Annotated in this window: 24 protein-coding genes and 1 pseudogene; 9 read left to right on the top strand and 16 right to left on the bottom strand. The window is 70.8% G+C overall.

From position 1 onward, the window contains the following. The first annotated feature begins 4 nt into the window (after positions 1-4). Positions 5-1,219, top strand: a complete 1,215-nt coding sequence (locus ABZ915_RS43245; protein WP_361815181.1) for an erythromycin esterase family protein — start codon at positions 5-7, stop codon at positions 1,217-1,219. A 177-nt stretch (positions 1,220-1,396) separates the two neighbouring features. On the opposite strand, the gene ABZ915_RS43240 is transcribed toward ABZ915_RS43245, so the two are convergent. From ABZ915_RS43240 to ABZ915_RS43230, 3 genes are all read right to left on the bottom strand, one after another. Next, positions 1,397-1,576, bottom strand: coding sequence for a hypothetical protein (locus tag ABZ915_RS43240; RefSeq protein WP_361815179.1), 180 nt, complete (start codon positions 1,574-1,576; stop codon positions 1,397-1,399). Between the two features lie 419 nt (positions 1,577-1,995). Then, the gene (locus ABZ915_RS43235) at positions 1,996-2,802 is read right to left on the bottom strand and encodes an SDR family NAD(P)-dependent oxidoreductase (RefSeq protein ID WP_361815176.1); all 807 of its coding nucleotides are present in this window, start codon (positions 2,800-2,802) and stop codon (positions 1,996-1,998) included. Further along, positions 2,799-3,806, bottom strand: coding sequence for an NADP-dependent oxidoreductase (locus ABZ915_RS43230; protein ID WP_361815174.1), 1,008 nt, complete (start codon positions 3,804-3,806; stop codon positions 2,799-2,801). Before ABZ915_RS43230 ends, ABZ915_RS43235 begins: the two co-directional genes overlap by 4 nt. A 224-nt stretch (positions 3,807-4,030) precedes the next feature. Here ABZ915_RS43230 and ABZ915_RS43225 point away from each other — a divergent pair, with 224 nt between their 5' ends. The 3 genes from ABZ915_RS43225 (at position 4,031) to ABZ915_RS43215 (ending at position 6,812) form a co-directional block, all read left to right on the top strand. After that, entirely contained in the window at positions 4,031-4,504 is a 474-nt protein-coding gene (locus ABZ915_RS43225) for a DUF485 domain-containing protein (RefSeq protein WP_361815171.1), read from the top strand. After that, positions 4,501-6,117 (top strand): cation acetate symporter, encoded by a 1,617-nt coding sequence (locus ABZ915_RS43220; protein ID WP_361815168.1) that lies wholly within the window; start codon positions 4,501-4,503, stop codon positions 6,115-6,117. The genes ABZ915_RS43225 and ABZ915_RS43220 overlap by 4 nt, the downstream gene beginning before the upstream one ends. A 122-nt stretch (positions 6,118-6,239) precedes the next feature. Beyond that, positions 6,240-6,812: a MarR family transcriptional regulator gene (locus tag ABZ915_RS43215; RefSeq protein WP_361815165.1), complete on the top strand. Its 573-nt coding sequence runs from the start codon at positions 6,240-6,242 to the stop codon at positions 6,810-6,812. Here the strand turns inward: ABZ915_RS43215 and ABZ915_RS43210 are convergent, their stop codons facing one another. From ABZ915_RS43210 to ABZ915_RS43165, 10 genes are all read right to left on the bottom strand, one after another. Beyond that, positions 6,813-7,508 carry a gamma-glutamyl-gamma-aminobutyrate hydrolase family protein gene (locus ABZ915_RS43210; RefSeq protein ID WP_361815162.1) on the bottom strand — a complete coding sequence of 232 codons (696 nt, stop codon included), beginning with the start codon at positions 7,506-7,508 and terminating at the stop codon, positions 6,813-6,815. After that, the gene (locus ABZ915_RS43205) at positions 7,505-8,995 is read right to left on the bottom strand and encodes an aldehyde dehydrogenase (RefSeq protein WP_361815160.1); all 1,491 of its coding nucleotides are present in this window, start codon (positions 8,993-8,995) and stop codon (positions 7,505-7,507) included. Before ABZ915_RS43205 ends, ABZ915_RS43210 begins: the two co-directional genes overlap by 4 nt. Positions 8,996-9,057: 62 nt before the next feature. Continuing rightward, positions 9,058-10,503: an APC family permease gene (locus ABZ915_RS43200; RefSeq protein WP_361815157.1), complete on the bottom strand. Its 1,446-nt coding sequence runs from the start codon at positions 10,501-10,503 to the stop codon at positions 9,058-9,060. A 186-nt stretch (positions 10,504-10,689) separates the two neighbouring features. After that, positions 10,690-11,316 (bottom strand): TetR family transcriptional regulator, encoded by a 627-nt coding sequence (locus ABZ915_RS43195; RefSeq protein ID WP_361815155.1) that lies wholly within the window; start codon positions 11,314-11,316, stop codon positions 10,690-10,692. A gap of 43 nt (positions 11,317-11,359) precedes the next feature. Next, positions 11,360-12,205: a fumarylacetoacetate hydrolase family protein gene (locus ABZ915_RS43190; protein WP_361815152.1), complete on the bottom strand. Its 846-nt coding sequence runs from the start codon at positions 12,203-12,205 to the stop codon at positions 11,360-11,362. An 11-nt stretch (positions 12,206-12,216) separates the two neighbouring features. Then, positions 12,217-13,146: a 3,4-dihydroxyphenylacetate 2,3-dioxygenase gene (locus ABZ915_RS43185; RefSeq protein WP_361815149.1), complete on the bottom strand. Its 930-nt coding sequence runs from the start codon at positions 13,144-13,146 to the stop codon at positions 12,217-12,219. Beyond that, positions 13,139-14,599, bottom strand: coding sequence for an aldehyde dehydrogenase (locus tag ABZ915_RS43180; RefSeq protein ID WP_361815146.1), 1,461 nt, complete (start codon positions 14,597-14,599; stop codon positions 13,139-13,141). The genes ABZ915_RS43185 and ABZ915_RS43180 overlap by 8 nt, the downstream gene beginning before the upstream one ends. A 69-nt stretch (positions 14,600-14,668) precedes the next feature. Next, on the bottom strand, positions 14,669-15,481 hold the full coding sequence (locus tag ABZ915_RS43175) for an acetoacetate decarboxylase family protein (protein WP_361815143.1): 813 nt from the start codon (positions 15,479-15,481) through the stop codon (positions 14,669-14,671). A 10-nt stretch (positions 15,482-15,491) separates the two neighbouring features. Next, positions 15,492-16,700, bottom strand: a complete 1,209-nt coding sequence (locus ABZ915_RS43170; RefSeq protein WP_361815140.1) for an FAD-dependent oxidoreductase — start codon at positions 16,698-16,700, stop codon at positions 15,492-15,494. Positions 16,701-16,702: 2 nt separating this feature from the next. After that, entirely contained in the window at positions 16,703-16,891 is a 189-nt protein-coding gene (locus ABZ915_RS43165; protein WP_361815137.1) for a ferredoxin, read from the bottom strand. Between the two features lie 345 nt (positions 16,892-17,236). On the opposite strand from ABZ915_RS43165, the gene ABZ915_RS43160 reads away from it, so the two are divergent. After that, positions 17,237-18,586: a glutamine synthetase family protein gene (locus ABZ915_RS43160; protein ID WP_361815134.1), complete on the top strand. Its 1,350-nt coding sequence runs from the start codon at positions 17,237-17,239 to the stop codon at positions 18,584-18,586. A gap of 17 nt (positions 18,587-18,603) precedes the next feature. After that, positions 18,604-19,890 (top strand): cytochrome P450, encoded by a 1,287-nt coding sequence (locus ABZ915_RS43155; RefSeq protein ID WP_361815131.1) that lies wholly within the window; start codon positions 18,604-18,606, stop codon positions 19,888-19,890. A gap of 25 nt (positions 19,891-19,915) precedes the next feature. On the opposite strand, the gene ABZ915_RS43150 is transcribed toward ABZ915_RS43155, so the two are convergent. Beyond that, complete coding sequence (locus ABZ915_RS43150) at positions 19,916-21,280, bottom strand: aminotransferase class I/II-fold pyridoxal phosphate-dependent enzyme (RefSeq protein WP_361815128.1); 1,365 nt, start codon at positions 21,278-21,280, stop codon at positions 19,916-19,918. Between the two features lie 173 nt (positions 21,281-21,453). On the opposite strand from ABZ915_RS43150, the gene ABZ915_RS43145 reads away from it, so the two are divergent. Further along, on the top strand, positions 21,454-21,945 hold the full coding sequence (locus tag ABZ915_RS43145; protein WP_361815125.1) for a MarR family transcriptional regulator: 492 nt from the start codon (positions 21,454-21,456) through the stop codon (positions 21,943-21,945). Between the two features lie 865 nt (positions 21,946-22,810). Continuing rightward, on the top strand, positions 22,811-23,164 hold the full coding sequence (locus tag ABZ915_RS43140; protein WP_361815122.1) for a peptidoglycan-binding domain-containing protein: 354 nt from the start codon (positions 22,811-22,813) through the stop codon (positions 23,162-23,164). Between the two features lie 47 nt (positions 23,165-23,211). Here the strand turns inward: ABZ915_RS43140 and ABZ915_RS43135 are convergent, their stop codons facing one another. Further along, positions 23,212-24,024: a TetR/AcrR family transcriptional regulator gene (locus tag ABZ915_RS43135; RefSeq protein ID WP_361815119.1), complete on the bottom strand. Its 813-nt coding sequence runs from the start codon at positions 24,022-24,024 to the stop codon at positions 23,212-23,214. A gap of 271 nt (positions 24,025-24,295) precedes the next feature. Here ABZ915_RS43135 and ABZ915_RS43130 point away from each other — a divergent pair, with 271 nt between their 5' ends. After that, positions 24,296-26,008: an MFS transporter gene (locus ABZ915_RS43130; RefSeq protein ID WP_361815116.1), complete on the top strand. Its 1,713-nt coding sequence runs from the start codon at positions 24,296-24,298 to the stop codon at positions 26,006-26,008. A gap of 189 nt (positions 26,009-26,197) precedes the next feature. Here the strand turns inward: ABZ915_RS43130 and ABZ915_RS43125 are convergent. Continuing rightward, positions 26,198-26,455, bottom strand: a pseudogene (locus ABZ915_RS43125) (SpoIIE family protein phosphatase); the annotation flags it as partial. Between the last annotated feature and the right edge of the window lie 34 nt (positions 26,456-26,489).

The raw sequence follows: 26,489 nt of genomic DNA, 5'->3' as shown, positions 1-26,489 counted from the left end.
AGCCATGGTTAGTGACATCAAGGACACCGCGCATGCCGTCGAGGCGGCCGCCGTCATGAGGCTGCTGCGAACCCGGCCGCGGCTGCTCGCTCTGGGCGAGCCCACCCACGGCGAGGACACTCTGCTCGAACTGCGCAACGAACTCTTCGGGCAGCTCGTCGAGCAGGAGGGCTACCGGACGATCGCGATCGAGAGCGACTGCATGATGGGCCGGGTCGTGGACGACTATGTCACCTCGGGCACGGGCACCCTCGACGAGGTCATGGAGCACGGATTCAGCCACGGCTTCGGCGCGTCCGCGGCCAACCGCGAACTCGTGCGCTGGATGCGCGCCTACAACGACGGCCGGCCGGCGTCCGAGCGGCTCCGCTTCGCAGGTTTCGACGGCCCGCTGGAAATCACCGGCGCCGCGAGCCCCCGACAGGCCCTCACCGCACTCCACCGCTACCTCTCGGCTCAGGTGGACGCGGACCTCGTGCCCTGCACCGCGGACACGCTCGACCGTCTGCTCGGCGCCGATGCCCGGTGGACCGATCCCGCCGCGATGATGGACGCGGCCCAGTCCGTGGGGCAGTCGGCCGAGGCCAGGGAACTGCGGCTGCTCGCCGACGATCTGGTGGCGCTGCTCGACGAGCAGACTCCACACCTGATCACGGCGACATCGCGGGACGACTGGAACCAGGCACGTCTGTACGGGCGCACCGCGACCGGTCTGCTGCGCTACCACTACTGGATGGCCGACACGTCACCGAGCCGCATGGCGCGGCTGCTGGGGCTGCGGGCTTCGATGATGGCCGTCAACCTGCTCGCCATCGCCGAGCAGGGCCCGGCGCTCGTGCACGCCCACAACGGGCATCTCCAGCGGGGCAGGAGCACGATGCGGATGGGCGGCCTGCCGCTGGAGTGGTGGAGTGCCGGCGCGCTCGTGAGCGCCCACCTGGGCGACGGGTATGCCTTCCTGGCCACGGTCCTCGGCACGATCCGGCACCAGGGTGTGGACACCCCGCCGCCCGACACCCTCGAAGGACTCCTCTGCGCGCTCCCGGAGGACCGCTACGTCGTCGACGCCCCCCGATTGTCCGCCGCCCTCGGGAACACGCGGCTCGCCCCCCGCGTGTCCCCCTACTTCGGTTACGCCCCCCTTGACCCGGCCCACCTGGCCGGCTGCGACGGGCTCCTGTACATCAGGGAAGTCCCGGAAAACCAGAGCATGTTGTGAAGGTGTGCTTGGCCCAAGTGCCTTGTATACGCAGGATGGTGACTGCCACGCCGGAAACGCGGTGCCGGTGGCCGGTCAGCGATTCTCGGTGCTTGATTCCGAAAGGCTGCCGGCCGCCACGATCGAGCTCGTCGCCGAACGCTTCCGAGTGCTCGCTCCCGACGCCGCCCCAGCTTGCTAGAGGGTGTTGATCTGCCAGGCGAGGACACCCGTGGCGCCCTTGGTTCCGGCGACATCGATCCGGACCTGCCCGTCGCCCTTGATGCGTTGCCGGACCACGGACCGGTCGCAGGGGACCGTCGCGTCGGAGCCCGACGCGTCGGGGGCGATGGTCAGGCGCGGCCCTGCCCGACGCACGTCAGGACCAGCCGGTATGTCTTGCCCCTGCGGAGCACCGGACGTGTGTGGATGCCGTCCGCGGTACGCTCCGAGCCGCCCTCCAGGAGCGCACCGCCGGCAACGCCGGCCACGACGGCTGCCGCCTGTTTCACCAACACCTTCTCGGGCGGCGAACTCGGCGCTTGAGAACGGGCGGTGGACTGCGGAGTGGGCGTGGCCCGGCCGGCACCGCGACTGCCGGCATCCTGGCTGCACGAGGCGAGGAGCAGGGCAGCCGCGGCTGCCGCGGCGCAGGCCGCAGCCGTGCGCCGGATGATCGGACGGCTCACGACGACATCTCCCAGTGCTCCCACCCCGGCTCGGACGTCGGCAGCGTAGCCTTCCCGCTGCCGCGTTCCTCGACCTCGCGGGAACCAATCCGTGACAGGGTCCCCAAGTTACGACACAGCGCCCCTGGACGGCACACCGAGGTCGCGCTCCGGTTGAACGCCGACGGGCTCGCCCGGCCCGGGGACGTTGCGGAACCGGAACGGCTCCGATTCGCGGCCGGGTTGGACGAACCAGCACTCCCCCGTGCCGCCGCCGACGACGATCCGCAGTACGGTGTCCGCGACTGCCTGAGCCGGGATGACCGGCAGTCCCTGCTCGGAGAGCATGTCGCGCAGCGGGTCGATGATCCGCGACTCGGCGAACCCCGGGCAGACCGCGTTGAAGCGCACGTTGTCCGGCGCGAGAGCCGGCCCCAGGGAGCGTGCGAGTCCCACGACCGCGTGCTTGTTGGCCGCGTACAGGGGGTCGAGCGGTACGGGCGCCAGGCCCGCCAGGGACGCGGTCGCCACGATCGACCCTCCGCCGCGGGCCCGCAGCGCCGGCAGTACCGCGTGGGTACCGAAGACCACACCGTCGAGGTTGGCGCCCATCGCCCGGCGGTAACGCGCCGGGACGAAGTCCTCGCCGACGCCGCATCCCGTCGCCACGCCCGCGTTGAGCAACGCGATGTCGACACCGCCGTACCGGTCCTGCGTGAACTCCACCAGCGCGCGGTTGGCGTCGAGTTCGGAGACGTCACAGACGCGGAAGTCGCCGTCGACCATGTCGGCCACCTCCCGGCCGCCCTGCGCGTCGAGGTCCGCGACGACCACGCGCGCCCCCGCCGTCGCCAGCGTCAGCGCCATGGCCTTGCCCAGTCCACTGGCACCGCCGGTGACGATCGCCACCTTGCCCTCGAGTGCGCCGGCGGTCACGTCAGCTCCAGCACGAGCTTGCCGACGTTCTCGCCGCGGAAGAGCATCTGGAACGTCTCGGGGAAGTCGTCGACGGTCCCCCGCACCACGTGTTCCTTGACCTTGATACGGCCGGCGCCGATCCACCCGGAGATCTCCTGCGCGGCCTCCGCGTAGCGCTTGGCGTAGTCGAAGACGACGAAACCCTCCATGCGGGCGCGGCGCACCAGCAGCGAGAGGTAGTTGGAAGGGCCCTTGACCGGCGTGGCGTTGTTGTACTGACTGATCGCACCGCAGACCACGACGCGCGCGTGCATCGCCAGCCGGGTCAGGGCGGTGTCGAGGATGTCCCCGCCGACGTTGTCGAAGTAGACGTCGATGCCGTCCGGGGCGTACTCGCGCAGCGCCTTCTTGACGTCGTCGGCCCGGTAGTCGATCGCCGCGTCAAATCCCAGTTCGTCGGTGAGCAAGGCGCACTTCTCCGGCCCGCCGGCGATGCCCACGACCCGGCAGCCCTTGGCCTTCGCGATCTGACCCGCGATGGTGCCGACCGCCCCCGCCGCTCCCGACACCACGACGGTCTCGCCGTCCTTGAGCGCACCGACGTCCAGCAGACCGAAGTAGGCGGTCATGCCCGGCATGCCCAGGGCTCCCAGGTAGGTCGAGGCCGGGGCGAGCGAGGTGTCGACCTTCATGGCGCCCCGGCCGTCGGACACCACGTACTCCTGGACGCCGAACGTGCCGACCACGTGATCACCGGGCTGGAAGTCGGGGTGGTCGGACGCGATGACCTCGATGACCGATCCGGCGCGCATCACCTCACCGATGCCCACCGGCGGCAGGTAGGAGGGGCGGTCGTCGAGCCAGCCCCGCATGGCCGGGTCCAGGGAGATGACGCGCGTCCGGCCGACGAACCGGCCGGGGCCCGGTTCCTGGAGGGGTTCGGAGCTGTGCTGCCAGTCATCTGGTTTCACTTCGCCCACCGGTCGGGCTCCCAGACGGATCTGGCGATTGGTCGCGGACATCGCGCCTCCTGTCGTTCACGGCTGACGCTGACCATACCGACCAGTAGGTACGTCATGGAGCGTGATCTTCACCACACGTCCGCCCCGCCCGGGGCGACTTCGAACCCTAAACGTGATGGTCAGCAGGCTTAACAGGCATTCCGACCAGTCGGTAACGTGCGCCGCCGCACCCGTTCTCCACCTCCCACCTCCCACGGAACCGCGCCACACCGGAAGGCCATGCGATGACACACCCCGACGACCACCGGTACCCACCACCAGCACCGCCGGGATGGCCACAGCAACGACCCGAGCCCAACGCCCCGCGGTACCACTCGTACGGATACGACACATACCCGTACGACTCGTACGGGTATGACGCCAGGTACGCGCCGTACGCGGACGAGCCCGACCCGCACAGCGCCGACCTGGCCGCCCTGCGCTCGGCCTACCGAATGCTCCGCCGGGTCTCCTCGCTCACCGCGCTCGGCTCCTTCGTGGTGTACGTGGTGCTGTCCTGCTGTGCACCGGGCCTGATGGAGGCGAAGGTCGCCGGTGAGGTGAGCCTGGGCATGGCTCTGGGAGTCCTCCAACTCGTCGTCACCTTCGCGGCGGTCGTCTGGTACGGCCGCAGCGCCGAACGCTTCGTGGACCCGTTGGCGCGGGTCGTCAGGGAGCGAACGGTGCGGCCGGGCCGGGATGCCGGGGTGGCCCGATGAACGACTTCGGTTCCGGGACACAGGCCGTCGTCCTGGTCCTGTTCAGCACTCTGGTCACCATCACACTGCTGATGTGTGTGATGGCGGGACCCGACCGCGACGACCTGACGAACTTCTACACGGGCTACCTCTCGCTCACCCCGCTCAAGAACGGCCTGGCGATCGCGGGCGACTACATCTCCGCGGCGACGGTGCTGAGCACCACCGGCATCGTCGCGCTCGCCGGATACGACGGTTACGTCCTGGCGGTCAGCACCGCCATGTCCCTGGTGCTGCTGATGTTCCTGCTGGCCGAACCGCTGCGCAACGCCGGCAGCTACACCATGGGCGACGTCCTGGCCCGCAACATGCCCGGACGGGCCGTCCGCATCGCCTCCTGCCTGGTGACACTCACGGCGACCCTGCCCTTCCTGGTCGTCCAGCTGTCCGGAGCCGGGTCGCTGCTCACCTTCATCCTGGGTATCCCGCACGAGTCCGGCGCCAGGACGACATGCATCGTCCTGGTCGGCAGCCTGATGATCATTTACGCCGCCATCGGGGGCATCCGGGGCACCGCGCTCATCCAGATGATCAAGATCGTGATCCTGCTGGGCACCAGCATCACCGTCGCGGCCCTGGTCCTGAGCCACTTCGACTGGAGCCTCGGCGAGGTGCTCCGGGCCGCCCAGCGCGGCAGCGGAGCGGGCCCCGCCTTCCTCCAGCAGGGCCTCCAACTGGGCACCTCGGCCGGTGACCGGCTGGACTTCGCCTCTCTCCAGATCACCGTCATCCTCGGCGCGGCCTGCCTGCCGCACATCACGATGCGCCTGTACTCCGCGCGGGACGTGCCCGCCGTACGCCGCTCCATGTCGTGGGCGGTGGGCACGGTCACCACGTTCTGCCTGCTCGTGATCGTCATGGGTACGGGCGCGGCGGCACTGGTGGGGTCGCGGTACATCACCGCGGTCGACCCGCACGGCAGGACGGCGGTGCTGATGCTGTCCCGGGCGCTCGGCGGCGGCACCGGCTCCGTCGGCACGACGATTCTCTACGCGGCCATGGCGGGCACGGTCTTCATCACCCTGCTGTCCTCGGTCGCGGGGATGACCCTGGCCGCGGCCTCGTCACTCGCCCATGACCTGTTCGCCCATGCGGTGCGCCGCGGACAGGCGACGCCACGTACCGAGATGACGGTCGCGGCGTGGACGAGCGTGGCGGTGGGAATCATCGCCATCATGCTCTCCACCCTGGTCCAGAACTGGGACGTCGCCGTGCTGACCACGCTGGCGATCTGCGTCGGGGCATCGGCCGTGGCCCCCGCTCTGACCTACTCCCTGTTCTGGCGCGGATTCACGCGCACCGGCCTGCTCGCCGCCCTGTACGGCGGCGCGACCTGCGCGCTGGTGCTGATGGCCTTCTCCAAGGCCGTTTCGGGCACGCCGTCCGCGGTCTTCCCGCACGCGGACTTCGCCTGGTTCCCCATGCAGTCCACCGGCCTGGTCTCCATCCCGTTCGGGTATCTGGCGGGCTGGCTGGGGAGCCGCCTCGACCACCGGCGCAGCGCCGCCGAGAGCCACGAGAACCGGCGACTGTACGAGGAGAGCGAGGCACAGCTGCTGGCCGCGGCCGAATGATCCACGGGCGACAGGGGCCCGACGCCTACCTGCCGCCTACAATTTGAGACCGAACGACCGTGCGGCGGTCAGCCGCCGTACGGTCGTCGGCGAAAGACCCGAAGGACCCGAAGGAGCCGCCCGTGCCCGGCCAGCGATCCATCACCGAAGCCGAGAACCTCGCCTCGGCCAAGCTCGGCGGCATCCCGATCCGCCGGGACCAGATGGCGGCCGTGGCGAACATCTACCGGGCCGCCTCCGCGGTACGCCAGCACCTGGAGAACTCCGTGCTGCGCGACTCGGACCTCACCTGGACGGCGTTCGTCGTGCTGTGGGTCGTCTGGGTGTGGGGCGAGTCGGAGACCCGGCACGTGGCCGAGGAGGCCGGGATCTCCAAGGGCACCCTCACCGGGGTGGCCCGCACCCTGGAGTCACGCGGGCTGCTCAGCCGTGCCGGGCATCCGAGCGACGGCCGGCTCGTGCTGCTCAGCCTCACGGACAAGGGCGAGGAGCTGATGCAGCGGGTGTTCCCGGCGTTCAACGAGGAGGAGGCCTTCGTGACCTCCCGGCTCAGCGACGCCGAGTGCCGCGGTCTCGCGGAGGGACTGCGAAGCGTCGTGCTCCAGGTGGAGGAGCGCGGCGAGGAGCGCCGCCGCGAACTGCTCGACGGCTCCGAGCCCGCGCCGCGCCGCAGCGGGCGGCGCCCCAAGGCCTGATCAGCTCGCGGCCGCCCGCACCAGCGCGTCGAACAGGCGCTGCTGGACCGGGTCCTCGTGCGCGGTGTCCTCGGGATGCCACTGCACGGCGGTGAACCAACCCCGGGCGTCGGCCGGTTCCAGCCCCTCGACCGTGCCGTCCCCGGCGGTCGCGGTGACGGTGAGCCCGTCCCCGAGGCGGTCCACGCGCTGGTGGTGGTGGCAGGAGGCGTCCGCCTTCTCCTCTCCCACGGCCTGTTCGAGGCGGGAGCCGGGGCGGACGGTCACCGGGTGGCGGAGGTGACGGTGGGCGCGCTCCGGGCCGCCCATGTCCTGCTCCAGGGTGCCGCCCGACGCCACGTTGACGACCTGGAGTCCACGGCAGATCGCCAGCAGGGGCAGGCCCGACTCCAGCGCGTGCCGGGCCACTTGGAGGTCGAAGGTGTCCTGGAGCGCGTCGACGTCGTAGACGCTGTCATGGGTGTCGGTGGCGCCGTAGCGGTAGGGGGCGAGGTCGCCGCCGCCGGGCAGCAGCACGCCGTCGAAGCGGGCGAGCCGGCCGGCCACATCGGTGTCGGCGGGGTGGATGCTCGCGGGTTCGCCGCCGGCCCGCCAGACGGCCTCGATCAGGGCCCGGGCATTGACCTCGGCGGCGAAGCGCAGGGCCGAGGTGGTGGCGGAGAAGCGGGCGGGCACGGCGATGAGCGGACGGGTCACAGCTGGATCCAGGTCGTCTTGAGTTCGGTGTACTTGTCGATCGCGTGCGCGGACTTGTCCCGCCCGTTCCCGGACTGCTTCATGCCGCCGAAGGGCACGGTGAGATCGCCCTCCTCGTAGCAGTTCACCCAGACCGTGCCGGCTTTCAGAGCGCGGGAGACCTTGTGTGCGGTGGACAGGTCGGAGGTCCACAAGCCGGCCGCGAGGCCGTACTCGGTGGCGTTGGCGAGCCGGACCGCCTCGTCCAGGTCGTCGAAGGCGAGGACGGACAGCACCGGGCCGAAGATCTCCTCCCGGGCCAGGCGCATGCCGGGGTCGACACGGTCGAAGACGGTTGGCCGCAGATAGCTGCCACCGGCCTCCGTCAGGGTGCGTTCGCCTCCCGTGCGCAGCCGGGCGCCTTGCTCACGGCCGGTGGCGATGTGGTCCTGTACGCGCTCCAGGTGGGCCTCCCCGGCCAGCGCGCCCATCTCGGTCGCCGGGTCCAGGGGGTCGCCGAGCCGGAGTTCCTCGGCGCGGCGCACGATCGCCTCCGTCACGCGCTCGGCGATCGAGGAGTGGACCAGGAGCCGCGAAGGGGCGGTGCACATCTCGCCCTGGTTGAAGAAGATGCCCCAGGCGGCGGTGGCCGCGGCCCGGTCCAGGTCGGGGGCGTCGGGAAGGATGATGTTGGGCGACTTGCCGCCCAGCTCCAGCCAGACCCGCTTGAGGTTGGAGTCGGCCGAGTAGCGCAGGTAGTGGCGGCCGACGGCGGTGGAGCCGGTGAAGGCGAGGACATCGACGTCCGGGTGGAGGCCGATGGCCCGCCCGGCCGTGGGGCCGTCGCCGGTGACCACGTTCAGGACGCCGGGCGGGAGTCCGGCCTCGGTGCCGATGCGGCCGAGGAGCAGGGCGGAGAGCGGGGAGGACTCGGAGGGCTTGAGGACGACCGTGCAGCCGGCGGCGAGCGCCGGGGCCACCTTCCAACTCGCCAGTGTGAGGGGGAAGTTCCAGGGGACCACCGCGCCGACGACGCCCGTCGGCTCGCGGGTGACCAGAGCGAGGGCGTCGGGCGCGGTGTGCGGGGATTCGTCGGAGAGCTTGTCGGCCAGCTGGCCGTACCAGCGGAAGGTGTTGATCGCGGCGCGGAGTTCGATGGCGTACGCCTCGGTGATCGGCTTGCCCATTTCCAGCGTGATCGTGAGGGCGAGCCGCTCCCTTCGTTCTTCGAGGAGTTCGGCCATCCGCAGCAGGACCCGGCCGCGTTCCGCGGGGGCCAGTCGCGGCCACGGGCCGGAGTCGAAGGCCCGGCGGGCGACGGCCACGGCGTGGTCGACCTCGGCCTGCCCGGCGTCGGCGACCTGGGTGAGGAGCTGCCCGTCACGGGGTGAGACGACGGCGAAGGCCGCCCCTCCCCCGGGTTCGTCGGTCCCGTCAATGTGGTGCTGTGCGGGCAGGTCGAGTGCCTTGGCCCGGCTGAGCAGTTCGTCGTGGGTGACGTCCAGCATGGTGTTCCTGTCGAGAGGTCGGGGGCCCGGCCGCGCGGGGGCCGGGCCCGGCGAAAGGTGTGTCAGCGACCGTGGACGATCCGCGCGGTCCCGGCTCCGAGCAGCAGCACCGCGGGAACGGCCAGGACGAGCCAGGTGGCCGTGGTCGCGTCGCCGCCGATGAGGGTCGTGAAGTTGGCGAGGACGACCCAGATCACGGCGGCGATGCCGAGGGCGCCGAGGGCCGGGGCGATCAGCGTCTGCCAGGGCCGGGTGTCGAGACGTTCGCGGCGGAAGAAGACGATCACGGAGACGGAGGTGAGGAGGTACAGGAGCATGCAGGCCAGGACGCCGACACCGCTGAACCAGGAGAACAGGGTGAGGACCGGGTCCTTGCCCGCGAGCGCGAAGGGCATCACCAGGAGCACCGCGATCGCCGTCTGCACCACGCCCGCGGTCCAGGGCGCGTGCCGCTGGTTGAGGGTGCGCAGCCGGGCCGGCAGCAGACCCTCGCGGCTGAGGGAGAACAGATAGCGGTTGGCGGAGTTGTGGAAGGCGAGGATGCCGGCGAACAGGGAGGTGCCCAGCAGGATCGGCAGCACGTCGTTGACCCAGCCGCCGAACTGGTCGGCGATCGGCGTGAAGACGAACACCGTGGAGTCACCGCCCGCCAGTGCCTTGCCCGCGGCCGCGGTGACCTTCGAGGGGCCGTACGAGGAGACCAGCATCCAGGAGACGAAGGCGAAGAAGCCGGTGACGACCGCGACCGACAGGTAGGTGGCCCGGGGGACGGTCTTGTGTGGCTCGCGGGCCTCCTCGCCGTAGATGGCGGTGGCCTCGAAGCCGAACATCGAGGCGACGGCGAACATGAGCGCCACGCCCGGCGCGCCCTGGAGCGCGGCGCCCGGCGAGAAGGTGCCGCCGAAGTCGAGGCCCTCGGGGCCGCCGCCCTTGAAGAAGGTGACCAGGGCGAACGCGAGCAGGATGCTGAACTCGGCCAGCACGAACACGGCGAGCACCTTGGCGCCGAGCTCGATCCCGGCGGCACCCAGCACCTGGACGACGGCCATGGTCAGCAGGGCCCACACCCACCAGGCGATGTGCGTGCCGGAGTAGTGCTCGACCAGCCCGCTGACGGTGAACCCGTACAGGCCGTACATCGCGGCCTGGACCGTACAGTAGGCGAACAGGGCGACCGCGGCGCTGCCGCTGCCCGTCGTCCGGCCGAGGCCCTTGCCGATGTACGTGTAGAAGGCGCCGGCGTTCACGACGTGCCGGCCCATGGCCACGAAGCCCACCGAGAACAGCAGGATCACCGCTCCGGCGACGGCGTAGGCGGCCGGGGCCCCGGGGCCGTTGCCGACCGCCACGGCGATCGGGACGGCGCCCGCGATACCGGTGAGCGGCGCCTGGGCGGACAGGACGAAGAAGAGGATGCCCAGGACACCCAGGGCGTTGCGTTTGAGGGTTGCCGCGGGGCGGGTGCCCTCTCCGGTCCGCGGAGAGGCGTCGACCGTCTGACTGTCCACTCGGATCACCTGCTGAGGGGAAGGGAGGAGTTTTCGTTTTGAGCCAAACGAGTTGCCTCATGGTGGGCCGGAACTATCCATCTGACAAGGGGGTGGGATGGGAATTTACGCCAGGGAAACCGCCGCTCCCAGGGCATGGCGAACCCCCCGGCGCGACCGCGACGGGGGGGTCCGGGTCGGGCACGCTCAGTCGCGGTTGTCCTGTGCCCGCTCACCCAGGGTGCGCAGCAGGGAGCGCAGCTCGGCGAGGGCGGCCTCGGTGTCCGCGCGGTCGCCGATCCCGGTCAGCTGGTGCAGCACCAGGCCGTCCAGCGCGGCGAAGACCAGGCGGTTGAAGGCCGGGCTCGCGTCGCCGGGCAGTATGCGGGCCAGCTCGCGCTGTGAGGCGCCGAAGTACTCGTCGTACAGTGCGCGGACCTGCGCCAGCAGCTCAGGGCGGCGGCGGGCCTCCAGCAGCAGCTCGTACTGGTACGCCTGGCCGTCCGCGTCGTCCTCCACCATGTCCGCCAGCCCGCTGACGAAGTCCTCGGGCCGTCCGGTGCCGGGCTCCAGCAGGCTGCTGCTCAGGCTGACGCGCACGGCGTAGGCGAGGGACTCCTCGATCAGTGCGTCCCGGGAACCGAAGTGGTGGACGACCAGACCATGGGTGACCCCGGCCTCCTCGGCCACGGCACGGTAGGTGAGGTGCCGCAGTCCTTGCCGGCCGACGACCCGGACCGCGGCCTTGAGCAGCGCCTCGCGCCCCTCGCCGTACCCCAGCCGTTTGCGCGACCGGGTGCCGGACTGGTGCGTGGGCTCGGCGGATTCGGTCATGGTCGCGACCCTACCCGCCGGGCCGGGCCGCGGGTCGAGGCGGCTACCGGCGGGGCGCGCGGATGCCACGGAACTCCCAGTCGCCGCCGAGCGCGGTGGACAGCACCTCCTCGGATTCGGTGGGCTGCGCGCCGACGTCGGTACGGACCGGGGTGGGCCCGGTGACGATGTGGTTGGTCAGCCGCCCGAGGCCTTCCACCTCCACCTCGACGACGTCGCCGGGCTGGACGGGCCGTGAGTTGGCGGGGGTCCCGGACAGCAGCACATCACCGGGGTACAGGGTGATCGTCCGGGCGATGTCGGCGACGAGGTAGTGCATGTCCCACTTCATCTCGTCGGTCGAGCCGTCCTGGACGACCTCGCCGTTGACGTACGTCCGCAGCCGCTTGCCGTGGAAGTCCCAGTCGGTGACCAGGCCCGGGCCGAGCGGGCACAGGGTGTCCGAACCCTTCACCCGCAGCATGGAACCGGCGTCGGTGTCCCGGAAGTCGTGCAGCCCGTAGTCGTTGGCGACGGTGTAGCCGGCGATGTACTCCCCCGCCCCGGCCGGGGAGATGTTCCGCGCGCTCTTCCCGATGACGATGGCGACCTCGCCCTCGTAGTTGAGCCACTTGCAGCCCTCGGGCCGGACGATGGCGCCCTGGTGGGAGTTGAGGGCGGAGGTGGGCTTGTGGAAGTAGGTCGGGGTGCCGGGCAGTTCGATCCGGAACTCGTCCACCCGGCTGCGGTGGTTGAGGTGGACGGCGATCACCTTGGACGGCACGACCGGCGGCAGGTGCCGCGCGTCCTCGATCTTGACGCGGCGGCCGTCCCCGGCGACGAGTTCGTCCCCGTCGACGGTGACCTGGACGGCGGCGCCGTCGAGGAGGATGCGGCGGTGTTCGGGCATGGCGGGGCTCCTCAGATACGGCTGTGGGGGGTGCGCGGGGAGTTCGGGAGACCGATGCCGGTCCAGCCGTCGGCGGGCCGGTCGAACCAGAGGTGGACCTGGCCGGTGCCGACGGAGTTCTCGTACTCGCCGTACTGCCGGGCGCGGGCGGCACAGGCCTGCTCGCCGAGGGCGCCGGCCAGCATCAGGTAGTGGAAGAACTTCGCCTCGGGCTTGAACTTCCAGAAGGCGTCCATGGTGTCGAGAACCTTGTCGTGACGACCCTCCTTGAACCAGGCGATGCGCTCGTGGTCGGCCTCGCGGGCCTGCGGGGTGAAGATGTGCACCGGATCGCTGGCCTCGTGGTCACGCAGCTCGCGCAGCGGCCAGAAGGTGTGCGAGAGGGCACCCGAGGCGATGAGCAGCACCCGGCGGCCCGGGGTGGCGGCGATACCGTCGGCGAGTGCCCGCCCGAGCCGGAGATGGTCCTCCATGTCACCGGTCTGGCAGACGCCGATGGTGACCCATTTCTTGTCGGGCAGTCCCTCGCCGAGGAACTTCCAGAGGTTGAGGGTGGCGTAGTAGATCGGCAGGTACTCGTCGTCGATCGCGGTGATCCAGGTGCCGTGCTTGTCGGCGAACGAGGCGATACTGTGCGCGAGTTCGGGGTCGCCGGGAAAGTCGTACGGCATCCTGCACATGCCGCGCGGCAGTTCCTCGGAGGTGAACAGCCCGGCCCGCCGCTGCTGGGCGGTGACGACGAACTCGACGGTGGTCGCCCAGTGGGAGTCGAGGACGACGACGGTGTCGTAGTCGTCCCGTTCGAAGACGGCCCTGCGCAGCTCCCGCAGTCCGGTGACGAGGGTGATCTCCTTGCCCTCGTTGAGTTCCAGCCGGTCGGCCTCCGGCAGCACGATGGTGGGGACGTGGGCCAGGAGCCCCGCCCCGACGATCTCACCCATGGTCCTTCCAGCCCTTCGGTGCGGTGACGGTGTTCTTCAGGTCGCAGTAGAAGTCGAAGCTCCAGGTGCCGCCTTCGCGCCCGACACCGGAGAGGCGGGAGCCGCCGAAGGGCGCCTGGAGGTCACGGACGAAGAAGCAGTTGACCCAGACGGTGCCCGCGACGAGCCGCGAGGTGACACGCTCGGCGCGCTCGGGGTCGCCGGTGGCGAGGGTGGCGGCGAGCCCGAACCGGGTGTCGTTGGCGAGCCGGACGGCTTCCTCCTCGTCGGCGAAGGTCTGGAGGGTCAGGACCGGCCCGAAGACCTCCTCCTGGACGATCTCGCTGTCCTGCTCGACCCCGCTGAGCAGGGTCGGTGCGTAGAACTGGCCGTCCTTACGGTGGCCACCGATCACGGCACGTGCGCCGGCCCCGACGGCCCGCCGCACGAATCCGTCGATCTTCTCCAGCTGACGGGGGTGGATGTTGGGCCCGATGTCGGTTCCCTCGTCGCGAGGGTCGCCCTGCACGAGCGAGTTCGCCTTCGCCACGAATCGGCGGGTGAACTCCTCGGCGACCGACTCCTCGACGAGCAGACGGGTCCCGGCGAGGCAGACCTGCCCGGCGTTGTCGTACTGCTCCACCGCGAGGTTCACGGCGAGGTCCAGGTCGGCGTCGGCGAACACCAACAACGGGGATTTCCCGCCGAGTTCAAGACTCAGGGGCGTCAGGTTGGCGGCGGCCGAGGCGGCGATCCGCTTGGCGGTGGGCACGGACCCCGTGAAGCTGATCCGGCGCACGTCCGGGTGGGAGGTGAGGGCGTCGCCGATCTCGGCGCCGTAGCCCTGTACGACGTTCAGGACGCCGGCGGGCAGCTCGGCCTCGGCGGCGATGTCGGCGAGCAGGGAGGCGGTGAGCGGGGACCACTCGGCGGGCTTCAGGATCACGGTGTTCCCGGCGGCGAGGGCCGGGGCGACCTTCCAGGTGGCCAGCATGAGCGGGGCGTTCCACGGGGTGATCAGCACGCAGGGACCGGCGGGGTCCCAGCTGACGCGGTTGGTGTGGCCGCGCGTCTCGAAGTCGTCGTGCTCCAGCGTCAGCAGCCAGTCGGCGAAGAAGCGGAAGTTGTGGGCGACGCGTGGCATGACGCCACGGCGGTGGGACCGGAGCAGCGCGCCGTTGTCGGTGGTCTCGACGATCGCGAGCTCTTCGAGCCGCTTCTCGACACCGTCGGCGACGGCATGGAGGAGGCGGGCGCGTTCGGCACGGGGGGTGGCGGCCCAGGCGGGGAAGGCGGCACGGGCGGCGGCGACGGCGGCTCGGGCTTCGGCGGGGCCGCCGCGGGCGATGTCGCCCAGCGGCTGACCGTCGATGGGCGAGTGGTCGGTGAAGGTCTCGGCGGAGGCGAGGCGTTCACCGCCGATCCAGTGCCGGGTGTCGACGGATACACCGGCGACGATGATGTGGTGGGACATGAACAGGGCTCCTTTTGCACGAAGGGGAGGTGACCTACCTAGGGGCGCGGGGGCAGCGGCCCACCGGCCTCACCCGGCAGAGGCTTCCGAGGTCCCGCTCTCCAGCAGCCGCCCCCCGTCCCAAACCACCCCGACCTGCCGGTAGTACGCGGCGATCGGCTCCCGGACCTCCAACCGCGCCAGCTCCTCCGTGGGTGCCTCGAACAGCTCCAACTCGGCTTCCCCCACCCATGGTTGGCCTCCCTCGAAGGACGCGGCCCCGGACTCGATCAACTCATCCAGAGCCAGCCCCTTGCCCTTCTCGATCGAAGGCAGCCACCGGTGATGAGCCATTGGATGCCCATTCACGAACCCGTTCGTCCCGGACGGCTCCCGCAGCGTCACCACCGCCTGCGCCAACCGCCGGTCCGCCGCGGCCAGCGTCGCCCCGAACCGCGCCCCGGCCTCGATCCGAGGCGCTGGCCCATAGGGGTGCGGCCGCGTCTGGTGGATCGACCCGAACTTCTTCGGATATCCCTGGTGCAGCCCGCGAGCGATCGCGAAGTCCTTGTCGACCCAGATGTAGACGCACCGCGAGTAGGTCTGTCCCCGGTACGCGCAGCGCACGACCGCGAACGCCTCCTTGTACTGCGCGCGCACGGGATCCAGCAGCTCCTCCCCCGACGCCGAGCAGGACTGCCAGTCGGCCCAGATCAGGGCGACCGCACCGGGATCCTCGTCGGCCAACTCCAGCGGCTCGGGCAGGAGTTCACGCACGCGCGAGGGATCCGTGCGGTACTCGACGGTGAGCAGGTCACCGGAGTACCGCCACGGAGGCGAGGGGATGAGCGACGAGCCACCGCTCGCCGTCTTGGGATGGAAGTAACCACGGACACCGCTCACTTGGGGCTCCTTAGACAGTCGGTGCGGGCTGCTTCAGCAGCTCGGCGCGGTAGCGGGCGGCGGATGCGGCGACGGCCTGGCCGCCGAGTGCCACGACGCCGACGAGCCGGCCGTCGCGGTGGTAGCCGACGAGGACGTCCCCGTCCGGGTCGCCGTCGAGGACCCGGACGTCGGCCTTGCCGAGCGCGGGTGCGCCGAAGGCCTGGAGCCGGAAGTCGTGCTGGTCGCTCCAGAACGTGGGCAGCGGTGCGAAGGACGCCGACTCGGCCTGGTCTCCGGTGAGATGACCCACGAGCGTCCTCGCCGCGTGCTTGGCGGTGTCGGCCGGGACCGACCAGTGCTCGACCCGGCGCGGTACGCCGTCGTAGCGGGCGTTGGGGAAGCGGGCCACGTCGCCGACCGCCACGACCTCCGGACGCCCGCCGACCCGCAGCAGCTCGTCCGTCAGTACGCCGTCGGCGAGGTCGAGCCCGTTGCCGTCGAGCCATTCGGTGTTGGCGACCGATCCGACCGACTCGACGACCACGTCGGCGGGCAGCGCGGAACCGTCGCTCAGCACCACACCGGTGACCCGATCCTCACCGGTGAACCCGGCCACACCGGTGCCCAACGCGAAGCGCACCCCGCGCTCCTCGTGCCGCCGGAGCAGCGCCCGGCCCAGCAGTTCCCCGAGCGGCCCGGCCATCGGCAGGGGCAGCGGATCGACGACCGTCACCTCGGCGACGCCGAGTCCCACCGCGGTCGCGGCGACCTCGCACCCGATGAATCCCGCGCCCACCACGACGACCCGGACACCTGGCCGGGTCAGCTCATCGCGCAGGCCCCGGGCGTCGTCGAGGGTGCGGACCGTGTGCCGGCCGACGGGCGGTCCCGGGCAGTTCAGGCGCCGGGGTCGCATACCGGTGGCGACGACCAGTCCGTCGTACGACAGCGCACCGCCGTCGTCGAGCCGGACCGTCCGCTCGCCCAGCCGGGCGGTGACGACCCTTGTGCCCAGCCGCCATTCGACGTCCGACACGCTCGCGCGCGGCCGGAAGGCGAGGGTCTCGAAGGGGGCCTTGCCGGCCAGGACCTCCTTGGACAGGGGTGGCCGGTTGTACGGCATGTGCGGTTCGTCGCCGACGAGGGTGATCGCGCCGCTCCAGCCCGCCGCACGCAGTTGCTCGGCGGCGCGCAGGCCGGCCATGGAGGCGCCGGCGACGACGATGCGCGCGTTCACGGTCAGGCCTCGATCCGGATGGCCTGGAGCGGGCAGACGTCGGCCGCTTCCTCGACCTCGTCGCGCAGCGCGTCGTCCGGTTCGGAGACGTACGCCAGGTGGCCCGCGTCGTCCAGCGAGAAGACGTCGGGGGCCGCGAAGACGCACTGTCCGTGGTCCTGGCACTTGTTCATGTCGACGACGACCTTCATGGCCGGTCCTCCTGAGGGAGCGGAAGCGAAGGGGGAGGGAGAAGTGGGCCCGGCCGGTCACATCGGCCGGGCCCTGCCAACGGGGTGCGATGAGCCGCACCCCGGACTCGTTTGGCTTCAAACAAGGTAGGCAGGCGCCACCCCCTGGTCAATAGCTATCCGTATGGATAAATTCTTGCCGTCGCCCCCTTGCGGCAAGGCACACCCCTCCTTACCGTTTGGTTTCAAACAACAGGCCGGACGACTCCCGCGTCATCGCGCCCCGGCCCTCATCTCCCCCACCACCCGCCTCCCGGATCCCCGGTCCGCGAGGCGGTGCCCCGACGTCCGTCCGAGGAGACAACGGTGAGCGATCAAGACCTGTCAGAAGTCCGCCGGCACATGGACCGGCTCGCCGCCGACGGCATCGACGTCGTCCGGGTGACGTACCCCGACCTCATCGGCACGGACCGGGCCCGTGACGTGCTCCTGGAGGAGCTGCCCCGGGCCATGGAGCACGGGCTGGCCTTCTGCCGGGCCGTCTACCACACCAGTCCGCAGGGGGATGTGGTCCCGGTCAGCGGCGGTCTGGACGCCGGTCTTCCGGACATCTGCGTACGGCCGGACCTCGAGACCCTGGTCGCGCTGCCCTGGGAGCCCGGGGTGGCCGCCTGTCTCGCCGATGTCGTCGACCCCGCCACCGGGGCACCTGCCCCCGAGTCGCCACGCGACCTGCTTCGCTCGGTCCTCGACCGCTGCCGGGAGCACGGGCTGAGCCCGGTCGTCGGACCCGAGCTGGAGTACTTCCTGTGCGATCCGGAACCGGACGGTGGCTGGCGCCGCTACGCCGGCACCCCCGGCGTCGTCTACACCGCCGGCCTGCGCGCCGACCCCGACAACCACCTGCTGCGCACCCTGCGGCACGTCCGCGACCTCGGCCTCGGGGTGCTCAGCGGGAACCACGAGTTCGACGGCGGGCAGTTCGAGATCAACCTGCTGCACTCCGAGGCCCTCTCCGCCGCCGACCGGGCGTTCCGCTTCAAGGCCGCGATCAAGGAGCTGGCCCGGCGCGAGGGCAGGCTCGCCACCTTCATGGCGAAGCCGTTCAACGACGCGGGCGGCTCCGGCTTCCACCTGCATCTCTCCTGCACCGGCCCCGAGGGCCGCAACGCCTTCGACGACCCCTCCGGCGCCTACGGTCTGTCGGCCACCGCCCGGCACGCGATCGCCGGTGTCCTCGCCCACGCGCCCGCCCTGGCCGCACTGCTCAACCCGACCGTCAACTCGTACAAGCGCTTCGGCCCCGACACCCTGGCCCCCTGGCTGATCGACTGGGGCATGGACAACCGCAGCGCGATGGTCCGCGTCCCGCCCGAGCGGGGCTCCGGCGCCCGGCTCGAACTGCGGCTCGGCGACGCGAGCGCCAATCCCCATCTGGCCATCGCCGCGACCGCCGCCGCCGCGCTCCTGGGTGTCCTGGCGGGCGAGGAGCCCCCCGCCCCGCTGGAGGGCTACGGCTACGACACCGCGAAGGCGGCCGTGCTGCCCATGGACCTGTCCGCCGCGCTGGACGCGCTGGAGGCGGACACCGCCCTTGCCGAGCTGCTCGGCAAGGGCTTCACCGACTCCTACCTCTCCTACAAGCGCAACGAGGTCGAACGCTTCCAACGGCACGTCACCGACTGGGAGTTCACCGAGTACGCCTACCACCTGTGATCCCTGGGAGCCTGACGATGACGACCGAGACCCGGACCACCGACGTGCCCGAGCCGCTGCCGCTCGCGGACGTCGATCTCGCCGACCTGGACAACTTCACCGACGGGGTGACTCCTTGGCGCATGTTCCACACCCTGCGCCATGAGGACCCGGTCCACTGGCAGCCCGAGGACGCCCCCAACTCCGGCTTCTGGGCCGTGACCCGGCACGCCGACATCGCGCGCGTCGACCGGGACGCCGAGACCTTCACCTCCACCAGGTTCGTCAACCTGGAGGAGGTCGACGAGGACCAGATCAGGAAGCGCGCCTCGATCCTGGAGCTGGACGGCGTCCGCCACCGTGCCCTGCGCAGCGTCATCCAGCGCCAGTTCGGCGCCGGCGTCATCAGCAGCTACACCGACTTCCTCCGCGGCCTGACCGCCCGGACCCTGGACGCGGCCCTGGCCAAGGGCACGTTCGACTTCGTCAAGGAGGTCTCCGCCGACTTCCCCATCAACGTCCTGGCCCGCCTCCTCGACGTCCCCCCGGAGGACAACCAGCGGCTCATCGACTGGGGCAACCGCATCATCGGCAACACCGACCCCGACTACGCGGACGTCCTGCTGCACAGCGAGGAGAGCGAGAAGTACCGCGATCTGCCCTTCCGCTCCCCCGCCTCCCTGGAGGTCTTCGAGTACGGGCGCGAACTGGCCCGGCGGCGGCGCGGCGGCGCCGGCGGCGACCTGGTGTCCAAGCTGGTCAACACCACCCCGCGGGACGGCGTCCCGCTCTCCCCGCAGGACTTCGACAACTACTTCCTGCTCCTGGTGGTGGCGGGCAACGAAACCACCCGCCACACCATCACCCACTCCATGCTGGCCCTCCTCCAGCACCCCGAGCAGCTGGCCCGCCTCAGGGACGAGCCGTCCCTGATCCCGGCGGCGGTCGAGGAGTTCCTGCGCTGGGCCTCCCCCGTCTACCACTTCCGGCGCACCGCGACCCGGGACGTGGACCTCGGCGGCAAGCGCGTCAAGGAGGGCGACAAGGTCGTCATGTGGTACGCCTCCGGCAACCGCGACGAGGAGGTGTTCGGCAACCCGTACGACTTCGACGTGGCCCGGCAGGACAACGACCACGTGACCTTCGGCAAGGGCAGCCCGCACCTGTGCCTGGGCAACCTGCTCGCCCGTACCGAGATCCGGATCATGTTCGAGGAGCTGATCCCCCGCCTCGCCGACATCCGCCTGGCCGGTGAGGTGCCCCGGGTGCGCTCCAACTTCGTCAACGGCATCAAGAAACTGCCGGTGGAAGTGACGCTCGCCTGACCGGAGCAGGAGCCGCGCAGGATGATCATCGGGCCCGTGCGATCTCCTCGACTCGGGCGTGCAGGTGCTTGACGTGGTGCTCGGACTCCGGCTTCATGAGGACGCTGCGGAGGACCCGGGCGCCTTGGGCGTCGGCGGTGATCTCGGCGTGGCGTGCGGTGAACGCCTCCCGGTCGGCCTTGAGGGTGCTCAGGAACACCGGGTCGGGGCCGGTCATACCGTCGGCCAGGATGCGGGCGGAGGCGGCGTCGATGCCGGTCAGAGCGGCGGGTTCGACGACCGGGAAGTAGCTGACGATGTCCAGCTCGGGACGCTGGTAGAGCTTCAGGACGTCCGATGCGGTGATCAGTTCCGCCCAGTTCAGCGCGGCGCGCCGGCCGGCTGCCAGCACCTGGCCGAGCCCCTGCGGGGTGGGGGGCAGCAGCCGGAAGGTGAGCCACAGGGCGGCAGCGGAGGCTCCCGCCCGTGAGCATTCGAGGCTGATCTCTCCGAGGTGGAGCTCGGTGGAGGTGAAGTAGGTGTAGGGCGAGTCGTGGAGGTAGAAGCGGCCCACCTCGGGGTCGCGGAAGAGAACGGCGCCGCAGCCGTAGGGCTGGAGCCCGTGCTTGTGCGGGTCGACGACGATCGAGTCGCACTGCGCGATGGCCCGCCAGGGCTCGGGCGGGAGGCCCTCCGGACCGTCGGCGCCGGCCAGCAGGGTGAAGAAGCCTCCGTAGGCGCCGTCGATGTGGATGCGGACGCCGTGGCGCTCTTTCAGTGCCAGGGCCTCGTGGACCGGGTCGACCGCTCCGAGTCCGGTGGTGCCGGTGGTGAGGACGACGGTGCCCACGTCGCCGGTGCGCAGCAGCTCCTCCAGGGCGTCGAGGTCCATGCGGCCCCGGTCGTCGGTGCGGACCGGGTGCCCCTTCATGCCCAGGACATGGCACATGCGGCCGTGCGTGTAGTGGGCGTCGGCGCTGTAGGCGACGCCCTGTCCGGGGTGGAGTTCGCGGGCGACGAAGAGTGCTTCGAGGTTGGCGATCGTGCCGCTGGTGGTGAGGTGGCCGAGGTGGGCGTCGTAGCCGAACATCGTGGCCAGCTGTGCGACGGCCTCGCGTTCCATCCGGGCGGTGGCGGGGCCGCCGTCCAGGGCGTGGTTGTTCGGGTTGATCAGCATGGCGGTGAGGTAGCCGACCACGGCGGCGGGGTGTGGGGGCTTGAGCATCTGCCCCGCGTAGCGCGGGTGGAAGAAGGGGTAGTTGTCGCCGAGCCGCCCGGTGAACTCCTCGAACGCCTCCGCGAACCTGTCGTCTTCGACCAGGACGGAGGCGTGTGCCGGGTAGGGGCCGAAGGTGTCGGCCCACTGCTGTATCGCATCGGTGGCTCGGCCCAGCCAGTACTGCAGGTCCACTGGTCTCTCCCTCTTCCCTGGCTTCTCCGGTGAGGTGGCGCGCGCCCACCATAGAGTTTCATTGAGCAGTCAGCAATTGACTAGTCAGCAATTGAGACATCAGTAGGTGATGAGACAGTAAACTCGCGGCACTGGCCCTCCCCGGGTCGGCACGGACTGGAGGGCTCAGCCAGGTGAACGACACGATCCGGACGGACGACGAGGCCGCCGCCCGTGCCGCCAACAGCGAGCTCGTCCGCGGCTTCGGGCTGCTGATCAAGTCCGCCACCCGTCTTGAGCAGCGGATCGACACAGCACTGCGGCAGGAGTGCGGTATCAGCCACACGATGATGGAGGTGCTGATCAGACTCTGCCGACAGCCCGGCGAAGACGTCTCGCAGCGACAGCTGGCCGACGACCTCACGCTCACGAGCAGCGGCACCACCCGTCTGATCGACCGTATGGAGGAGGCCGGGCTGGTCCGCCGCCTGCCGTCTCCCGAGGACCGCAGAGTGGCTCTGGTCGAACCGACCACGCAGGGCCGTACGGCCTTCCTCCAGGCCGCTGATGTCCACGCCCGCGTCGTCCAGCGGTACTTCGTCGACCCGCTGGACACCGGGGACTACGCCCGGCTGACCCATGCGCTGGGCGAGATCGACAACGCGCTGCGCGAGGACGCCGGGTGAGTGACCGTCGGCACCCGGGGCGCACCGGGCGAGCGCTTCAGCGCCTACCGGTTGCGGCCGACAGGTTCCAGCGGATTGAGACAACCCTGGACGGGCTGCGTATCCCGTAGAAGGAAACGGGTGTCCCACGGACGTGGGTCGAGGAGGACTGCCGATGGACCGCGACGGCCCCGAACCACAGCCCTCCCTCGCTTCGGAGCGTGACGCCGCGCAGAATATCCAGGACTCCTTCCGGGCGATCCTGGACGCCCTTGACGCCGCGCGCGCCGAGCTTCACGTGGCGGACGGAAGCCAGGGAACGGCGAGTCCGCCGAGATCCTTCGATTACTTCGCCGAAGCGCTGGTGGGCGGCCACCGCGCAGATCCGGGCAGTCTCCCCTCGCCTCCCCCGGTGCCCTCGTATCCCCCGGCGCCACCGGTCCCCCCGCCGCCCCCGGTCCCCCCGGTGCCCACCGCGCCCCCCGCGTACCCGCCGCGGACGGAGTGGCGCGCCGGCCACCTGCGCCGGGCTCCGCAGGACGCAGAGGTGCAGCCGCTGTGGTCGCGCGGCGTACACCGGGCGGCGGGAGAGCAGCCCGCCGCGAGCGACGCAGGCCCGAATCGGCCCGAGCCGTCGGCACAGCGCCCCGCCCCTGGGCCTCCGCCGGTGAGCGTGCGTCTCGGGGCCGGCCCGCCTCCGGACACTCCCCCGACGGACGGCCCTCGGCGCTCCGCTCCCCACACGGCGCCTCCCGTCGCCCCACCCCATGAGCCGCCACCACGCCCGGGGCCCGACCGGCCACCCCTACCGGAGGGAAGCCGAGGACATCGGCGGTTCACCGACCGGCGGCACAACCGGATCGCCGGAATTTTCGGGCTGGGGGCCGTGAGTGGCCTGTTCCTCGCCTCTTCGCTGCTCACGAACGAGCATTCCGCGCGGACGGCGCCGCCCGCGTCCCTTGGGCAACCGGAACGGCCCCTGCCCGGCGACACCTGGCTCCCCGAGATCCCGGGCACCGGGGTACTGCGCGAGGGCGACAGCGGCCATGGGGTGTACGAGTTGCAGGTACGCCTGCTCCAGATCCCGCAGATCTACGACGGCGGTGCGATCGACGGCCGCTTCGGCACGGAGGTCCGACAGGCGGTGACCCGATTCCAGGAACGGTTCGGCGTCCGCGGGGACGAGAGCGGTGTGTACGGGGACAACACCCGCTACGCCCTCATGCTGCGCACGAAGTAGTCGCGACCGGCCCGCCGCGGGTGCGCGCGTGGATGTGGTGCCGCGGATCAGGTGGTGCCCGAAGCCCGGCGCGCGTCCGGACTCGTGCCGGCCGCCGACTCGGGCAGGTAGCTCGCCAGGCCGCGCAGGATGATCTCCAGACCGATGTCGAACCTCTCCTCGGAGGAACCCGTCACCATCAGCCCGGACAGGGCTCGCAGATGGGGAAAGTCCTCCGCGGGCAGCGACGCGAAGTAGTTCTGCATCTTGCCGGCCATCTCGCGCCAGTCGGGCCGGGCCAGAGAGGAACCGTCACCGTCGTGCCCCGTGGCGCGGTCCTGCCACATGCCCTCCTCCAGGACGAACCCGTCGATGTAGGTGGAGATGAGGTCCCCGGCCTCCGCCGCGATGCGGTCGGGCAGTCCGGCGGTACGGAAGACGGCGAGCAACGCCTCGACATGTGGGAGCAGTTCGGCGGTGAAGGGGACGTGGGCCATGGAGATCCTGGCCATGTCCCGGTGGGACAGCAGGCGGTGCCGTGCGGAGCGGGCGTAGTCCCGCACCTGCTCCCGCCACCGCTCCGGCGCGGGCTCGGGCATCTCGAAGCCGGTGAAGAGCCGGGTGTACATCAGCTCCAGGAGATCGTCCTTGGAACTGACGTGGGCGTAGAGGGCGGAGACCGCGACTCCCAGTTCGGCCGCCACCTGGCGCATCGACAGTCCGTCGAGGCCCTGGCGGTCCAGCACGGTGAAGGCGGCCTCGACGACCCGCTCGCGTGACAGCGGCGTGCGCGCCGGGGCGACGCGGGCACGAGCGGGGCGCTCACGGTCCCAGGGGGACGGCGGAGGAGATGCGGGGGTGTCGGCGGCCGCGTCGGTCATGAGGACAGTCTAGGCGCCGGGAGAACAGTGTTCTCCTTCCGTGCGCAGCACAGGGCGAAGACGCGATATATCTTGTCAGGGGAACGGCATTGCGCTATATCTTAATGAACACCGTTCTCCCGGTGAGCACTGTTCTGGTACGGTGAACGGTGTTCTCCCGCGTGTCCGGTCGTCCGCCTTTCCTGGCCGTGCCGGCGAGGCGGCCAGTACGTCCATCCGTCCCACCGCGCCCGCGGCGCCACCGCGGCGCGTCCTTCAGCGAGGAGTTCCGATGTCCACCACCGGTGTCGCGTCCGTCGAGACGTCCACCGATTCGCCAGCGCCCTACCGGTGGCGCTGGGCTGCGCTCTTCGTGATCCTCGCCGCCGAGGTGATGGATCTCCTCGACGCCGTCGTCACGAACATCGCCGGCCCCTCCATGCGGGCCGACCTCGGCGGCGGCGCCTCCACTCTGCAGTGGCTCGCCGCCGCGTACACCCTCTCGATGGCCGTCGGGCTCGTCACCGGAGGGCGGCTCGGGGACATTCACGGGCGCCGCCGCATGTTCCTGGTGGGGGCCGCCGGCTTCACTGTGGGTTCGCTGCTCTGCGCGGTCTCCGTGTCACCCGAGATGCTGATCGCCGCCCGTGTCGTACAGGGCCTGTTCGGCGCGGTCATGCTCCCGCAGGGCCTCGGCATGATCAAGGAGATGTTCCCGCCGAAGGAGTCGCAGAAGGCCTTCGGCATGTTCGGCCCGGTCATGGGACTGTCCGCGGTGTGCGGGCCGATCCTGGCGGGCTGGCTCGTGGACGCCGACTACTTCGGCACCGGCTGGCGGATGATCTTCCTGATCAACCTGCCGCTGGGTGCCGCCGCCTTCCTCGGTGCCCTGCGCTATCTGCCGAGGGGCCTGTCCGGCAGCAAGCCGCGCCTGGACATCCCCGGCATGGTCCTGGTCTCGCTGGCCGCGCTGCTCATCATCTTCCCGCTGGTCCAGGGCCGTGAGTACGACTGGCCCGTGTGGGCGTTCGTGATGATGGCCGCCTCGGTGGCCGTCTTCATCGCCTTCGGCACGTACGAGTCGCGCCGCAGCAAGGCCGGCCAGGATCCGCTGGTCGTCCCGAGCCTCTTCCGCAAGCGTGGATTCAGCGGCGGCATGATTCTGGGCCTGGTCTTCTTCTCGACCATGCAGGGCTTCATGCTGGTCTTCAACCTCTACACCCAGATCGGCCTCGACTACTCGCCGCTCAAGGCCGGACTGGTGATGGTGCCCTGGTCGGGCGGCATGATCGTCGGCTTCGGGATCGCTCAAGGTGTCGCCCGGTTCGGACGTGCCGTACTACAGGCGGGCGCGCTGGTCATGGCGGTCGGCGTGTTCGGTGTGTGGCTGACCCTCGACATGGTGGGGGGCGGCGTCGGACCCTGGCAGCTCCTGCCGGCCCTGCTCGTCACCGGCATCGGGATGGGGCTGCTCATGGCACCGTTCTTCGACATCGTGCTCGCCAGTGTCGAACAGCACGAGACGGGCTCGGCGTCCGGCACGATGACCGCGATACAGCAGCTCGGCGGCGCCTTCGGCGTGGCCCTCCTGGGCACCGTGTTCTTCGGTCTGCTGGGCGGCGGCATCGCCACCGCCGTCGACCACCACTCGGCCGGCCTGCGAGGGCGACTGGCCGCCGCGCACGTGGCGCCCACCGTTCAGGAGCGCGTAGTGGCGGACCTGCGCAAGTGCGCCTCGGACCGCGCCGTCGCCAAGGATCCAGCCGCGACCCCGGCGTCCTGCGTGCGCCTGGAGAAGGACTCCCGGTCCGCCGTGACCTCACCGCAGGCCGGTGCCCGGATCCCCGACGCGCTGAAGGCCACCGCGTCGTCGGCCTTCCGCAGCGGATTCGGCTCCGTCATGAAGATGGTGCTGTGGATCGTCGACGGCATGCTCGCCCTGACCTTCCTGCTCTCGTTCCTCCTGCCGCGCCACGCGCGTCCCGAGGAGTCCGCCGGGCACTGAGGGCGCGGGCTCAGCGCGGCCTGAGGCGGTCAGGTGAGTGTGCCGGTCAGTGGTTGTCCGGTCCGCATGGCCCTGCCGTCGCGGGTGTAGCGGATGCCCCAGCGTTCGGCCGTCTGAGCCAGGTCGCAGGGCCGCCGGCGTACCGATGGACGTTGGTGACCACGCCAGGACGCGACATCGTCGCTGGGGCGCCTCGAACGGCAGTCCGCCCAGGTCGAGTGGTGGGTCGGCGGGCAGATCGAGCGGAGCCGCCTGGCCGTCGGGAGCGGTCGCCACCGGCGGCGGGTGACCGGCGCGTGCCACGGAGCACCGGCGGGAGATCGGGTCGTACACGGCGTACAGCCAGGTGGCACCGACCACCTGCTCGCCCACGGGCGGTTCGCTGACTGCTTCCTGTTCGGCCGACAGCAGGGTGACCAGGTCGTCCAGGCGGGAGAGGACCTCGTCCTTTGCCGCCGGCAGATCGCGCGGATCGACGAGG

Origin of the sequence: Streptomyces sp. NPDC046915 (assembly GCF_040644935.1) — a bacterium.
Classification (GTDB): domain Bacteria; phylum Actinomycetota; class Actinomycetes; order Streptomycetales; family Streptomycetaceae; genus Streptomyces.
Note: the sequence above shows the minus strand (reverse complement) of the source record. Positions and strands in the feature narration are given on the sequence as shown.